Origin of the sequence: Streptomyces nidicola (assembly GCF_050106155.1) — a bacterium.
Classification (GTDB): Bacteria; Actinomycetota; Actinomycetes; order Streptomycetales; family Streptomycetaceae; genus Streptomyces.
Window position 1 is genome coordinate 5,382,580 of the sequence record NZ_JBNBPI010000001.1, and the last position, 15,093, is coordinate 5,397,672.

Below are 15,093 nucleotides of genomic sequence, written 5' to 3' on the forward strand. Positions count from 1 at the left end.
ATCATGCGCACATGGCAGCTGAGTGGAGTGAGCCGACGACGGTGCGGGCGAAGCGGCCGCGGCGGCGCTGGCCACGGCGGGTCGTGCTGACCCTGCTCGTCGTCCTCGTGGTGCTCGCCGCGTACGTCGTCGGCCTGTATTTCTGGGCGGGTTCGCGGCTTCAGACGACGGACGCGTTCAGCGACTACGACGGCCGTCCGGCCGCGGGCGCGGGCACGAACTGGCTGCTGGTCGGTTCGGACTCGCGGGAGAACCTGACGCCCGAACAGCGCAAGGACCTGCACGTCGGCAACGACGAGGGCAATCGCACCGACACGATCATGGTGCTGCACTACGGGGACAGCGGCCCGTATCTCGTCTCGATCCCGCGCGACTCGTACGTCTCGATCCCGGGGTACGGCAAGAACAAGATCAACTACGCGTACTCGGTGGGCGGCGCGAAGCTGCTCACGCGGACCGTGGAGCAGTCGACGGGGCTGCGCATGGACCACTACGCGGAGGTCAGCTTCCTGGGCCTCGTCGATGTCGTCGACTCGCTCGGCGGCGTCGAGATCTGTGTGGCCGACGGCGGTCTGCACGACGAGAAGTCGGGCGCCGACTTCGACGCGGGCTGCCAGACGATGAACGGCACGCAGGCCCTGCAGTACGCGCGTGCCCGCTACTCCGACCCGACCGGCGACCTGGGCCGGGTCAAGCGGCAGCAGCAGCTGGTGGACGCGATCGCCCACAAGGCGCTCAGCGCGGGGGTGCTGGTGCCGCCGTGGAAGCTCATTCCGTTCGTGAGCGCCTCCCTCGACGCGCTGACCGTCGACAAGGACACCGGGGTCGCCGCGCTGGCGAACATGGGTGTGAAGATGTCCGACCCGGCCGCGACGACGACCGTCCCTGTGGGCAGTGAGCCCGATGTTTCGGGGGTCGGGGACGTGGTGATGTGGAACGAGAGCGAGGCCGATCAGCTCTTCACCGCGCTGCGCGAGGACAAGGCGATTCCGACTTTCGACGGCAATTGACGCATCCTGGACCGAGTGGGTCGACCTGGGTGTCACGTGTGTCGGATTGTGGCCGCCTCCGGTTGTTCCATCAAGATGTGCGCCAATCGCGCAAAATGTCGTAGATCGGGCTTGCCGGTGCCGGTCGGTGCCTTGCCGGAGAGGGGATCCAGATGAGCGGTGCGGGTGGAACGGAGTCGTCGCAGTACGGCTTCGTCGGCGTACGGGGCCGGGGGTATCGGCCCGAGCAGGTGGAGGCCGCCGCCGCCAAGCTCTCCGGGGAACGGGACGAGGCCTGGGAGCGGGCCGCGCGCCTGACCGTCCTCGCCAAGGAGATGGAGGAGGAGGCCGAGCGGCTGCGCGAGGCCGTCGCGAACCTCGCCCCGCAGACGTACGAATCGCTCGGCAAGCGGGCCCAGTACCTCCTGGAGCTGGCCGAGGAGGAGGAAACCGCCGTGCGCGGCGCCGCGCTGGCCGACGCGCAGGCCGAGGCCGATGCCGCGCGCGCGGCGGCGGACGAGGCGCGGGACGACGCGCAGGCGCACTCCGACGAGGTGCGCGGCAAGGCGGAGGAGTACGCGCAGCGGCGCATCGCGGCCGGGCAGGCCGAGGCCGACGACATCCGGGCGTCCGCCCGGCGCGACGTCAAGGAGATGCGCAGCGAGGCCCTCACGGTGCTGCGCGAGATGCGTGAGCGCACGGACGCGCACCTCGCCGACCAGGCCAAGGAGCACGCCGAGCGGATCGAGGAGGCGGACCGGGAGGCGGCCGAGCAGGTGGCCGCGTCCGAGGCGTGGGAGGCGAGTGCCGTCGCCGAGGCCGAGGAGCGGCTCTCGGAGGCGAAGCGGATGCTCGGTGAGACCGAGGAGGAGGCGCGGCACGGCCAGGAGGACGCGGAGGCCGCGGCCGCGGAGCTGCTCGCGCAAGCGCGGGCGCGGGCGGAGCGGATCGAGCGGGAGACGGAGTCGATCCTCGAGGGGCACGAGGAGGAGCGCGAGGAGATGCGGTCCCACATGGAACACGTCCGCGCCTCACTGGCCACGCTCACGGGTAAGACCCCGGCCGAGACAGAGTGACGCCCGGCATCTCCAGCCCCGCCGGCGTTTGAGGCGCGGGGTCCGGGGCGGAGCCCCGTTCTTTCCAGCCCCGCCGGCGATTGAGGCGCGGGGTCCGGGGCAGGGCCCCGTGGCGTGGGGGCGGACGAGTGCACCGTTAAGGTTGGGCGGTCGTCAAGTGGTGGGCGGATGCGAAAGGTTGAGTCGACATGGGTGATGGCCAGCTGCTGCCGGAGGTGGAGCGCGGCACGGTCCGCCGCATCACGATCGTCGGCGAGGACGTACTGCGCCGCCGCTGCGAACCCGTCACCGACGCGCACTTCGGCACCCCGGAGCTGGATCGCCTGATCGACGACATGTTCGCCACGAACCACGTCGCGCACGGCGCGGCCATCGCCGCCAACCAGGTCGACGTCGACCTCCAGCTCTTCGTCTACGACATGGAGGACGACTGGGGCGTCCGGCACACCGGCCACATCTGCAACCCCGTGCTCGACGAGCAGCCGCCGGCGGACCGCAGGCTCGTCGACGAGATGGAGGGCTGCCTCTCCGTGCCGGGCCCCTACAAGACGGTGGCGCGCGCCGACCACGCCGTCGTCCGCGGCCAGGACAAGGACGGCAACCCGATCGTCGTCGAGGGCCGCGGTTACTTCGCCCGCTGCCTCCAGCACGAGACGGACCATCTGTACGGCCGCCTCTACATCGACCGCCTCGCCAAGCGCGAACGCCGGGACGCGCTGCGGGAGATGGAGGAACTGAAGGGCGATGTGCTCGCGCGCCGCGCCGAGTTGGCGGAGCGGCTCGGCAAATAGCGCCGACGCGCGCTCAGTTCCGCGTACTTCCGCTCGGCGCCGTCGGCGAACCCGCCAGGATCCACGCCTCCACGGCCTCGTACTGCTGCCGCTGCGCGTCGGCCTTGCGCCGGTCCGTGAGGACCGTGCCGAGCCAGCCGAACAGGAAGCCCAGCGGGATGGACACGACGCCCGTCGTCGTGAACGGGAACCAGTTGAAGTCCATGCCGGGGAACGCCGAGGTCGGGGAGCCCGACACCAGGTTGGTGCCGGTCATCAGGACGAGGCAGGCCGCCGTGCCGCCGAGCAGTGTCCACAGCAGACCCGCGCGCGTGTAGCGGCGCCAGAAGAGGCTGTAGACGAGGGCCGGGGCGATGGCCGACGCGCTGAGGCAGAAGGAGAGCGTGACCAGCGGCTGCAGGTTGCGGTGCTGGAACACGCAGGCCAGGGCGATCGCGAAGGCGCCGACGCCGAGGGCCGACATCCGGGCGATGGTCAACTCCGAACGGCCCGTCAGCTCCCGCTTGGTGTAGGCGATCACGTCGTGCGCGAGGGAGTTCGCGCAGGCCAGGATCATGCCCGCGACCGAGGCGAGCAGCGTCAGGAACAGTGCCGTGGTGACGGCGGTGAACATCAGGGACTCGCCCGTGCTCGTCGTCGCGCCGAAGACGGCCCGCGCCCCGAGCAGATACGCCGTTTTGCCCTGCCGGTCGGCCTGCGTGATCGCCTGGCTGCCGAGCATCGCCGTCGCGCCGAAGGCGACCACGGAGATGATCAGGACGAAGAGGCCGACCGCGGACACCGCCCAGGTCATCGAGCGGCGCACCTCGCGCGCGTGCCGGGCCGTGTACATGCGCATCGTGACGTGCGGCAGCGCGGCCCCGCCGACGACCACCGTCAGCTCCGAAGTGATCATGTCGAGGCGGGGTGCGGGGCTGCCCGCGAACTGGAGGCCCGAGCTCAGATAGGCGTTGCCCGCGCCGCTGCCGCGCGCGGCAGCGGCGAGCAGGGTTCCGGGGTCCCAGTCGAAGCGGCGCAGCACGAGCAGGGCGATCACCACGCCCGAGCCGAGCAGCATCACGATCTTGAAGATCTGGATGACGGCGGTGCCCTTCATGCCGCCGATCACCGCGTAGCTGATCATGAGTGCGCCGAGCGCGATCACGGCGGCCGTCTTGAAGGTGTCGCTGGTGAAGCCGAGCAGGAACGCCAACAGGTCTCCCGAGCCCGCCAGTTGGACCAGCATGATGGGCATCAGGGCCACGATCGTTGCCGCGCAGGCCGCCATCCGCACCGAGCGGCCCGGCATCCGCCGCGCCAGGGTGTCGCCCATCGTGAAGCGGCCCGCGTTGCGCAGCGGTTCGGCCAGCAGGAACATCAGCAGCATCAGGGAGAGCGCCGTGCTCAGGGCGAGCACCACGCCGTCGTAGCCGAGCAGCGCGATGATGCCGCCGGTGCCGAGGACGGTGGCCGCGGAGATGTAGTCGCCCGCGATGGCCAGACCGTTGCGGATCGGGCCGAGGCGGCCGAAGCCCGTGTAGAACTCCTCGAGGCCGTCGCGGTCGGGGCCGGTCATGATGCACAGCAGCAGCGTGATCGTCGCCACCGCGGTGAACGCGACCAGGGACATGGCGTCGGTGGACGCGACGGCGACGGCCGGGCCCGTGGTCATCGCGCGTAGCCCCCGCCCTTGCGGCACTGCCGGCGGATCCGGTGGACGAGCGGGTCCACGCGGCGTCGTGCCGTGTACTCGTACAGGAACAACGCCACGCAGGTGACCGGGAGTTGGCACAGGCCGATGAGCAGGCCCGTGGAGAGGCCGCCGGTGGCCGAGCGGTTCATCAGGCCCGGTGCGAACGCGGAGAGCAGCAGGAACAGCGTGAAGTAACCGAGGGCGGTGAGGGTCGCGACGCGGCGCTGCCAGCGGTAGGCGGTGCGCAGCAGGCGCAGTTCGCCGCTGGGGGCGTCGGGATGGCGCGGGAGACGGTGCGAGTGGGGGTGAGCGGGGGGACGCGTGTGGGGCGGGGGGTACGCCTGGAACGGATAGGGCTGCGATGGGTGCGGCTGGTACGACATCCCTGTTCTCCTTGCGTGGCTCGGGTCCGCCGGGGACTGGACGGACCGCAGGGAGTGTGTGGGGAGCCGGAACGTTACTCGTAGGTAGACGAGTTGGGGAGCGTTTGGATGAACGATCAGTCCGTGCCGGGCGACTTTTCTTGTACGTGAGGTGAGTGTTGCTGGTGGGGGAGTTGTGCGGCGGATGACTTTTCTTGCCCGCTCTTCTCCGCTACGGGGTCGCTCTTCTCCGCTACAGGCTCGGGAGGCTCCGATTCCAGTACGGGGAAGCGCCGCGGGGCGAGCGTGAGGAGGACGAGCAGGGCGATTCCGGCGGCGCAGGCCGCGCCGACGTACACCGAGTCGACGGCCGCGTCGATCGCCCGGCGGACCTCGTCGGCGCCGGTGTCGCGGGCCACCGAGTCGAGGTCGGTGCCGGAGCCGAGGCGGCCCGCGATCACCCCGTTGGCGACCGCTCCGAAGGCGGCGGCGCCGACCGTCTGCCCGATCTGCCGGTAGAAGAGGACCGACGCGGTGGCGGTGCCGCGCTCCGCCCAGCCGACCGTGGACTGCACGCCGACGATGAGCGGGAGTTGGAAGAGGCCGAGGGCGGCGCCGAGCAGCAGGCTGAGCAGCGTCGGCTGCCAGACCTCACCTGGGTACGGCAGCAGCAGCGGGAACGCGGCGAGCAGCACCAGCGCGCCCGCCATCCCGATCGCGGCCGTGTCCCGGAAGCCGATCCTGCGGTAGACGTGCTGGCTCAGGGCCGCGGAGACCGGCCAGCTCAGCGTCATGACGGAGAGCACGAAGCCTGCGGCCGTGGGGGACAGGCCGAGGACGGACTGCGCGTACGTCGGCAGGAACGCGGTCGGCGCCACCATCAGCAGGCCCATCGCGCCGAGCGCCAGATTGACCGCGGCGATGGTGCGCCGCCGCCACACCCAGCCCGGCAGGATCGGCTCGGCGACCCGCCGCTCGATCAGGAAGACGGCGCCGATGAGGACAACTCCCGTACACAGCAGGGCGAGCGAGGGCGCCGATCCCCACGCCCACGCGACCCCGCCCTGCACCAGCCAGGTCAGCAGCGCCCCGCCGGCCGCGAACACGGCGAGCGCGCCCGCCCAGTCGATCCGCGGCCGGGCTGCCCGCTCCCGGTCCGCCCGAGGTTCGTGCAGGTGACGTACGAGGAGGAAGAGCGCGACGGCGCCGATCGGCAGGTTGATCAGGAAGATCCAGCGCCAGCCCGCGAACGAGGCGAGCAGCCCGCCGAGCGCAGGCCCGAGGACCGACGAAGTGGCCCACACGGTCGACAACTTGGCCTGGATCTTGGGGCGTTCCTTCAGGGGGTAGAGGTCGGCCGCCAGGGTCTGCACCGTGCCCTGGATCGCGCCGCCGCCGAGGCCCTGCACCACCCGGAAGGCGATCAGGGCGCCCATGTTCCACGCGGACGCGCACAGCAGCGAGCCGACCAGGAACAGCACGCTGCCCGCGATCAGCACGGGCTTGCGGCCGAAGGTGTCCGACAGCTTCCCGTACACGGGGAGGGTGACGGTCACCGCGAGCAGGTAGCCCGAGAACAGCCAGGAGAAGACGGAGAAGCCACCGAGGTCGCCGACGATCTGCGGCACCGCCGTCGAGACGATCGTCGTGTCGAGCGCGGCGAGCGCCATGCTCAGCATCAGCGCGGCGACGACGGCACCGCGCCGCCGGTCGGTGGACCCCTGCATGTGTTCCCCCTGCACGTATCTACGTCAGGAGCTTATGCGGGTGGAGGCGACCCTGAGTAGAGGTCCACCGAGGGGTGGACCTCCCCTAAGGGGACCTCCGTACAAGGGGGCAGGGTCGGTTCGTTCCGCTGGAGGACGAGTGGGCGCGGGGACCTTCGTAGCGTTCGAGGGGTGGGGTTAACCCCCGCAAAAGACGGGGCTTTTCCGGGGCGCGGCGGGGCACCCCGCTCCACCAGACTTCTACTCACAGGGCACCGATCCACGCATTCGACGCGTGACCGACTTAGGAGACTTACCGTGACTACGGCTGCAACGATTCCCAGGCACGGGGGCACTGGACAGAGTTCGGCCGTCGCGGCACGTGCGCGGCAGCTCGTGAAGGCGTACGGGTCGGGGGAGACCCGAGTCGTCGCGCTCGACCACGTCGACGTGGACATCGCCCGCGGCCGGTTCACCGCGATCATGGGCCCGTCGGGCTCGGGCAAGTCGACACTGATGCACTGCCTGGCGGGCCTGGACACGGTCACGTCCGGGCAGATCTTCCTCGACGAGACCGAGATCACCGGCCTCAAGGACAAGAAGCTCACCAAGCTGCGCCGGGACCGCATCGGCTTCATCTTCCAGGCGTTCAACCTGCTCCCGACGCTGAACGCGATCGAGAACATCACGCTCCCGATGGACATAGCGGGCCGCAAGCCGGACGCCGCGTGGCTGCGCCAGGTCGTCGAGACCGTGGGGCTCGCCGAGCGCCTGAAGCACCGGCCCACCCAGCTCTCCGGCGGACAGCAGCAACGGGTCGCCGTGGCCCGGGCGTTGGCGTCCCGGCCGTCGATCATCTTCGGTGACGAGCCGACCGGAAACCTCGACTCGCGCGCCGGCGCCGAGGTCCTCGGTTTCCTGCGCCGCTCCGTCGACGAGCTGGGCCAGACGATCGTGATGGTCACGCACGACCCGGTGGCCGCCTCGTACGCGGACCGCGTCCTCTACCTCGCCGACGGCCGCATCGTCGACGAGATGACCCGCCCGACCGCCGAAGCCGTCCTCGACCGCATGAAGGACTTCGACGCGCGGGGTCGCACATCATGAGTGCCAACACGGTCATGAAGACCTCGCTGCGCAACTTCGTCGCGCACAAGGGCCGGATGGCCCTCTCGGCGGTCGCCGTGCTGCTCTCGGTCGCCTTCGTCACGGGCACCCTCGTGTTCACCGACACGATGGACAAGACCTTCGACAAGCTCTTCAGCGCCACCGCGTCCGACGTCACCGTCAGCCCCAAGGGCGCCGAGACCGAGGGCAGCGCCACCGGGCGGCCCGAGTCGCTGCCCGCGTCCACGCTCGGGGCCGTCCGGAAGGCCGAGGGAGTCAAGTCGGCCGAGGGCGCGGTCAGTTCGATGAACGTGACCGTGGTGAACTCCGACAACAAGAACATGGGGTCCACCACCGGCGCCCCGACCATCGCGGGCAACTGGACGCACAACGACCTGCGGTCCATGGAGATCACCTCCGGGCACTCGCCGCGCGGCCCCACCGAGGTCATGGTCGACGCCGACACCGCGAAGAAGCACCACCTGAAGCTGGGCGACGAGCTGCGCACCATCGCCGCCACCGGAGACTTCAAGGCGAAGATCACCGGCATCGCCTCCTTCAAGGTGACCAACCCCGGCGCGGCCGTCGTCTACTTCGACACCGCGACCTCCCAGCGTGAACTCCTCGGCAAGACGGGCCAGTTCACCCAGATCAACGTCGCCGCGGACAGCGGAGTCAGTGACACGCAGCTCAAGAAGGACGTCGCCGCGACCCTCGGCACCGGCGGCGCGTACAAGATCCAGACCCAGCAGGAGACCGCGGACGCCAACGCCGCGGACGTCGGCTCCTTCATGGACGTCATCAAGTACGCCCTGCTCGGCTTCGCCGGCATCGCCTTCCTCGTCGGCATCTTCCTGATCATCAACACGTTCTCGATGCTGGTCGCCCAGCGCACCCGTGAGATCGGCCTGATGCGCGCCCTCGGCTCCTCGCGCAAGCAGGTCAACCGCTCGGTGCTGGTCGAGGCGCTGCTGCTCGGCGTCGTCGGCTCGGTGGTCGGCGTCGGCGCGGGTGTGGGTCTGGCCGTCGGCCTGATGAAGCTCATGTCGTCCATGGGCATGGAGCTGTCCACCGGCGACCTCACCGTGAAGTGGACGACCCCGGCGATCGGCCTGCTGCTCGGCATCGTCGTCACCGTCCTCGCCGCGTATCTGCCGTCGCGCCGCGCGGGCAAGGTCTCCCCGATGGCCGCGCTGCGCGACGCGGGCACCCCGGCCGACGTCAAGGCGGGGGCCGTACGCGCAGTCATCGGCCTCGTCCTCACGGGCGGCGGCGGATACGCGCTGTACCTCGCCGCGCAGGCCGACAAGGCGAGCGAGGGCTCGCTGTTCCTCGGCGCGGGGATCGTCGCCTCGCTCATCGGCTTCGTCGTCATCGGCCCGCTCCTCGCCGGGATCGTGGTCCGCGCCATCAGCGCCGTGCTGCTGCGGATGTTCGGCCCGGTGGGCCGCATGGCCGAGCGCAACGCGCTGCGCAACCCGCGCCGCACCGGTGCCACGGGCGCGGCCCTGATGATCGGCCTCGCGCTCGTCGCCTGCCTCTCCGTCGTCGGCTCCTCGATGGTGGCCTCGGCGACCGACCAGCTCGACAAGTCGGTCGGCGCGGACTTCATCGTCGAGCCGAGCAACGGAGACATCACACCGCAGGCCGCGGCGGCCCTGAAGAAGGTCCAGCAGGGCGGGAGCGTCTCCCATGTCACCGAGGTCAAGTTCGTCAAGGCGACACTGACCACCCCCTCCGGCGCGAAGGAGCACGAGGAGCTCTCCGCGGCGAGCCCGAGCTACGCCGAGGATCTGCGGCGCGACATGACCTCCGGGCAGCTGTCGGCGGCGTACGGGAAGAACGCGATGTCGGTCGGCTCGGAGTTCGCGAAGCGCCACCACATCAAGGCCGGCGACACGATGACCGTCGCCTTCGACCACGGGCGGACCGCCGAGCTGAAGGTCGCGGCGATCACGAACGACGAGAACACGGTCTTCGACAAGGGCGCGATGTACACGAACGTCGCGACGGCCGCCCGGTACCTGCCGGCGGACCGGGTGCCGCTGAACGGGATGATGTTCGCGAAGGCGGAGCCCGGCAAGACCGACCAGGCGTACAAGGCCCTCAAGGCCTCCGTCGCCGCCGACCCGACGGTCAAGGTCAAGGACCAGACCGACTACAAGCAGACGCTGAAGGACCAGATAGGCCAGCTCCTGAACATGATCTACGGGCTGCTCGCGCTCGCGATCATCGTGGCGGTGCTCGGCGTCGTGAACACGCTGGCCCTGTCGGTCGTCGAGCGGACGAGGGAGATCGGCCTGATGCGGGCCATCGGCCTCTCCCGCCGCCAGCTGCGCCGCATGATCCGCCTGGAGTCGGTGGTCATCGCCGTCTTCGGTGCGCTCCTGGGCCTCGGCCTGGGCATGGGCTGGGGCGCCACCGCACAGAAGCTGCTCGCCCTGGAGGGCCTCGGCGTCCTGGAGATCCCCTGGCCGACGATCATCGCGGTCTTCATCGCCTCGGCCTTCGTGGGCCTCTTCGCAGCCCTGGTCCCGGCGTTCCGCGCAGGCCGCATGAACGTCCTGAACGCCATCGCGACGGAATAGCCGTCCGGCGGGAGACGGGGGGGCGGAGGAACGGGGCCCGGGAAGCACACGCTTCCCGGGCCCCGCCCGCGACGCAGGCGCGCATTCCCCGCCCGCGCGACAGTCGCGCATTCCCCGCCCGCGCGGCGGTCGGGCATTCCCCGCCCGCGTGGCGGTCGGGCAATTCAAGCTCGTGCGGCCGGGCGGGCCATCCAAGCCTGTCGGTCGGGTGGGCCATCCAAGCCCGCGCGGCGGGCGGGCCATCCAAGTCCCTGCGGCCGGGTGGGCAAATAGAGCCCCTGCGGCGATTGAGCAGCGGGGTCCGGGGCGGAGCCCCGATCTTTTCAGCCCCGCAGGGGGCACCTCCCAGCGTTAGCTGGGGGAGATTGAGGCGCGGGGTCCGGGGCGGAGCCCCGAGGCCGCAACCCCGGGTGGGCCCACCGGGACGGACCGGGCGGAAGCGATCAAACGGGTGAGCCCCCGGAGGACGACGTACGCTGGAACCCCCGGCCCGTACCACGTGTCGGGCCCTTCGCGTTGCCCACTGACCCGGGACGGATCTTCTCCATGAGCCTGCACGGACTGCTCGACGCCGTAGTCAAGGACGCGGCCCTCGCCGAAGCGGTGAAGGCCGCAGGGGACGGCAACCGGATGCACGTCGACCTGGTGGGCCCACCCGCGTCCCGCCCCTTCGCGATCGCCGCGCTCGCCCGCGAGGCGCAGCGCCCCGTCCTGGCGGTGACCGCCACGGGTCGCGAGGCCGAGGACCTGGCGGCGGCGCTGCGCTCGCTGCTGCCGGAGAGCGGGATCGTCGAGTACCCGTCGTGGGAGACGCTGCCGCACGAGCGCCTCAGCCCGAGGTCGGACACCGTCGGCCGCCGCCTCGCCGTGCTGCGCCGCCTCGCCCACCCGAGCACCGACGACCCGGAGACGGGCCCCGTCTCCGTCGTCGTCGCGCCCATCCGCTCCGTGCTGCAACCGCAGGTCAAGGGCCTCGGCGACCTGGAGCCCGTGGCCCTGCGCAGCGGGCAGAGCGCCGACCTGGAGGAGACCGTCCAGGCGCTGGCCGCGGCCGCGTACGCCCGGGTCGAACTCGTGGAGAAGCGTGGCGAGTTCGCCGTGCGCGGCGGCATCCTCGACGTCTTCCCGCCGACGGAGGAGCACCCGCTCCGCGTCGAGTTCTGGGGCGACGACATCGAGGAGATCCGGTACTTCAAGGTCGCCGACCAGCGCTCTCTCGAAATCGCCGAGCACGGCCTGTGGGCGCCGCCCTGCCGCGAGCTGCTGCTCACCGACGACGTACGCGCGCGTGCGGCCGAGCTCGCCGAGCAGCACCCGGAGCTCGGCGAACTGCTCGGCAAGATCGCCGAGGGGATCGCCGTAGAGGGAATGGAGTCCCTCGCCCCCGTCCTCGTCGACGACATGGAGCTGCTGCTCGACGTGCTGCCGGCCGGATCGATGGCCATGGTCTGCGACCCCGAGCGCGTACGGACCCGGGCCGCCGACCTCGTAGCCACGAGCCAGGAGTTCCTCCAGGCGTCCTGGGCCGCGTCGGCCACCGGCGGCAAGGCCCCCATCGACGTAGGGGCGGCGTCCCTGTGGGCCATCGCGGACGTCCGGGACCGGGCGCGCGAGCTCGGGATGATGTGGTGGTCGGTGTCCCCGTTCGCGGCGGACGCCGAGGGCGACCTGGAAGCGGACACGCTCCAGCTCGGCATGCACGCCCCGGAGACGTACCGCGGTGACACCGCCCGCGCGCTCGCCGACACCAAGGGCTGGCTCGCCGACGGCTGGCGCGCGGTCTACGTCACCGAGGGCCACGGCCCCGCGGCCCGCACCGTCGAGGTGCTCGGCGGCGAGGGCATCGCGGCCCGCCTGGAGAAGGACCTCGGTGAACTCGCCCCGTCCGTCGTCCAGGTGTCCTGCGGCAGCCTCGAATTCGGTTTCGTGGACCCGGGGTTGAAGCTCGCCGTCCTCACCGAGACCGATCTCACCGGGCAGCGGGCCGCCGGCAAGGAAGGCGCCCGCATGCCCGCGCGGCGCCGCAAGACGATCGACCCGCTCACCCTCGAATCCGGCGACTACATCGTGCACGAGGCGCACGGTGTGGGCCGCTACATCGAGATGGTGCAGCGCACGGTGCAGGGCGCGACCCGCGAGTACCTCGTCGTCGAGTACGCGCCCGCCAAGCGCGGCCAGCCCGGCGACCGCCTCTACATCCCCACGGACCAGCTGGAGCAGATCACCAAGTACGTGGGCGGCGAGGCCCCGACGCTGCACCGCCTGGGCGGCGCCGACTGGACGAAGACGAAGGCGAAGGCCAAGAAGGCGGTCAAGGAGATCGCCGCGGACCTGATCAAGCTGTACAGCGCGCGCATGGCGGCGCCCGGCCACGCCTTCGGCGCGGACACCCCCTGGCAGCGCGAGCTGGAGGACGCGTTCCCGTACGTGGAGACGCCCGACCAGCTGACGACGATCGCCGAGGTCAAGGAGGACATGGAGAAGACGGTCCCGATGGACCGGCTGATCTGCGGCGACGTCGGTTACGGCAAGACGGAGATCGCGGTCCGCGCCGCGTTCAAGGCGGTCCAGGACGGCAAGCAGGTGGCGGTCCTCGTGCCGACGACCCTCCTCGTGCAGCAGCACTTCGGCACGTTCACCGAGCGGTACGGCCAATTCCCCGTCAGCGTAAAGGCGTTGAGCCGGTTCCAGACGGAGACCGAGTCGAAGGCGACGCTCGAAGGGCTGCGGGACGGCTCGGTCGACATCGTCATCGGCACGCACCGCCTGTTCTCCTCCGAGACCAAGTTCAAGGACCTGGGCCTGGTCATCGTCGACGAGGAGCAGCGCTTCGGCGTCGAGCACAAGGAGCAGCTGAAGAAGCTCCGCGCGAACGTCGACGTGCTGACCATGTCGGCGACCCCCATCCCTCGTACGCTCGAAATGGCGGTCACCGGCATCCGCGAGATGTCGACGATCACGACGCCGCCGGAGGAGCGCCACCCGGTCCTGACCTTCGTCGGTCCGTACGAGGAGAAGCAGATCGGCGCGGCGATCCGCCGCGAGCTGCTGCGCGAGGGCCAGGTCTTCTACATCCACAACCGGGTCGAGTCCATCGACAGGGCGGCGGCGAGACTCCGGGCGATCGTCCCGGAGGCGCGGATCGCGACGGCGCACGGTCAGATGTCCGAACAGGCCCTGGAACAGGTCGTGGTGGACTTCTGGGAGAAGAAGTTCGACGTCCTCGTCTCGACGACGATCGTCGAGTCCGGCATCGACATCTCCAACGCCAACACGCTGATCGTGGAACGCGGCGACAACTTCGGCCTGAGCCAGCTCCACCAGCTGCGCGGCCGCGTGGGCCGAGGCCGCGAGCGCGGCTACTCCTACTTCCTCTACCCGCCCGAGAAGCCCCTGACGGAAACGGCCCACGAGCGTCTCGCCACGATCGCCCAGCACACGGAGATGGGCGCGGGCATGTACGTCGCGATGAAGGACCTGGAGATCCGCGGCGCCGGAAACCTGCTCGGCGGCGAACAGTCCGGCCACATCGCGGGCGTCGGCTTCGACCTCTACGTACGCATGGTCGGCGAGGCGGTCGCGGACTACCGCGCCTCGCTCGAAGGCGGCGTGGAGGAGGAGCCGCCGCTGGAGGTCAAGATCGAGCTCCCGGTCGACGCGCACGTCCCGCACGACTACGCGCCCGGCGAGCGCCTGCGCCTCCAGGCCTACCGGTCCATCGCCTCCGCGAACACGGAGGACGACGTCAAGCAGGTCCGCGAGGAACTCGTCGACCGCTACGGCAAGCTGCCGGAACCGGTGGAGAACCTGCTGCTCGTGGCGGGCCTGCGGATGCTGGCGCGGGCCTGCGGCGTCGGCGAGATCGTGCTCCAGGGCAACAACATCCGCTTCGCACCGGTGGAGCTGCGGGAGTCCCAGGAACTCCGCCTCAAGCGCCTCTACCCCGGCACGGTCATCAAGTCGGCCACCCACCAACTCCTCGTCCCCCGCCCCAAGCCCAAGAAAATGGGCGGCAAGCCGGTGGTCGGCCGGGACCTGCTGGCCTGGGTCGGAGAGTTCCTGGCGTCGATCCTGGGGGCGTAGGCCGCGGCCGCACGACGGGTGGGGCGGGCATGCGCCCGCTCCACCCGACCTCAAATAACCGAACAGGCTCCCCGTACGGCGCCTCGTGGATTACTGTGCGCGACTACCACGGTTCTTCACGTTTTCTTCATACGGGGTTCACATGCTCAACAGATCTCGTCAGGCGTCGATACGCAGACGCTCCGCAGGCTTCGCCGCCGCCTGGGCTGTCGCCTTGTCCCTGGCCGTCGGTGCCTGCGGGGCAGGATCCGGCACGGACGACGCGGCCGACGCGCGGCCCACGAAGTCCGTCTCCGCGACGCCCACTCCCAGCCCCACCCCCTCGACGGAGTCGCCCACCCCGACTCCCAGCCGCACCCGCACCACGCATTCGCCCACCCCGAAGGCGACCCCCACCCTTGAGGCGACCCCTACGCCTACGCGGGCGAAGACCCGGGCCCCCGCGCCCGCCCCGACACGGACCAGGGCCCCGGCGCCCGTTCGCACGACCGCCGCCCCGAAGCCGGCCAAGCCGGCCGCTCCCACCTGCGAGATCGTCTCGAACGCGGGGAACTGCTACAACGCGGGCCAGTTCTGCCGCAATGCCGACGTCGGCCGCACCACGCACGCCGCCAACGGCCGGATCGTCAAGTGCACCTTCAGCTCCGGTTCCAACCGATGGGTCTACGCCTGACCGACCCGCGGAAAACCGGCTGCGATGTCGACCCGTCCGCTGCACG

The 15,093-nt window shown here is 70.7% G+C and carries 10 protein-coding genes; 7 read left to right on the forward strand and 3 right to left on the reverse strand.

Annotated elements, in window-relative coordinates; translation table 11 throughout:
- The first annotated feature begins 11 nt into the window (after positions 1-11).
- The 3 genes from ACOKM3_RS24520 to def all read left to right on the forward strand — a co-directional run bounded on the left by ACOKM3_RS24520 (position 12) and on the right by def (position 2,856).
- Complete coding sequence (locus tag ACOKM3_RS24520) at positions 12-1,010, forward strand: LCP family protein (RefSeq protein ID WP_426903186.1); 999 nt, start codon at positions 12-14, stop codon at positions 1,008-1,010.
- Between the two features lie 152 nt (positions 1,011-1,162).
- A complete protein-coding gene (locus tag ACOKM3_RS24525; RefSeq protein WP_426903187.1) occupies positions 1,163-2,065 on the forward strand; it encodes a cellulose-binding protein in 903 nt (300 codons plus the stop codon).
- A 188-nt stretch (positions 2,066-2,253) separates the two neighbouring features.
- Positions 2,254-2,856: a peptide deformylase gene (gene def / locus ACOKM3_RS24530; protein WP_426903188.1), complete on the forward strand. Its 603-nt coding sequence runs from the start codon at positions 2,254-2,256 to the stop codon at positions 2,854-2,856.
- A 13-nt stretch (positions 2,857-2,869) separates the two neighbouring features.
- Here def and ACOKM3_RS24535 read toward each other — a convergent pair whose 3' ends face one another.
- From ACOKM3_RS24535 to ACOKM3_RS24545, 3 genes are all read right to left on the reverse strand, one after another.
- Positions 2,870-4,507, reverse strand: coding sequence for a sodium/solute symporter (locus ACOKM3_RS24535; protein ID WP_426903189.1), 1,638 nt, complete (start codon positions 4,505-4,507; stop codon positions 2,870-2,872).
- Entirely contained in the window at positions 4,504-4,911 is a 408-nt protein-coding gene (locus ACOKM3_RS24540) for a DUF485 domain-containing protein (RefSeq protein WP_426903190.1), read from the reverse strand. Before ACOKM3_RS24540 ends, ACOKM3_RS24535 begins: the two co-directional genes overlap by 4 nt.
- A 116-nt stretch (positions 4,912-5,027) precedes the next feature.
- On the reverse strand, positions 5,028-6,617 hold the full coding sequence (locus ACOKM3_RS24545) for an MFS transporter (protein WP_426903191.1): 1,590 nt from the start codon (positions 6,615-6,617) through the stop codon (positions 5,028-5,030).
- 297 nt (positions 6,618-6,914) lie between these two features.
- Here ACOKM3_RS24545 and ACOKM3_RS24550 point away from each other — a divergent pair, with 297 nt between their 5' ends.
- The 4 genes from ACOKM3_RS24550 to ACOKM3_RS24565 all read left to right on the forward strand — a co-directional run bounded on the left by ACOKM3_RS24550 (position 6,915) and on the right by ACOKM3_RS24565 (position 15,047).
- Positions 6,915-7,703 (forward strand): ABC transporter ATP-binding protein, encoded by a 789-nt coding sequence (locus ACOKM3_RS24550; protein ID WP_426903192.1) that lies wholly within the window; start codon positions 6,915-6,917, stop codon positions 7,701-7,703.
- Positions 7,700-10,291: an ABC transporter permease gene (locus tag ACOKM3_RS24555; RefSeq protein ID WP_426903193.1), complete on the forward strand. Its 2,592-nt coding sequence runs from the start codon at positions 7,700-7,702 to the stop codon at positions 10,289-10,291. Before ACOKM3_RS24550 ends, ACOKM3_RS24555 begins: the two co-directional genes overlap by 4 nt.
- Before the next feature lie 546 nt (positions 10,292-10,837).
- On the forward strand, positions 10,838-14,374 hold the full coding sequence (gene mfd / locus ACOKM3_RS24560; protein WP_426903194.1) for a transcription-repair coupling factor: 3,537 nt from the start codon (positions 10,838-10,840) through the stop codon (positions 14,372-14,374).
- A 142-nt stretch (positions 14,375-14,516) separates the two neighbouring features.
- Positions 14,517-15,047: a hypothetical protein gene (locus ACOKM3_RS24565; RefSeq protein WP_426903195.1), complete on the forward strand. Its 531-nt coding sequence runs from the start codon at positions 14,517-14,519 to the stop codon at positions 15,045-15,047.
- Positions 15,048-15,093: the final 46 nt, after the last annotated feature.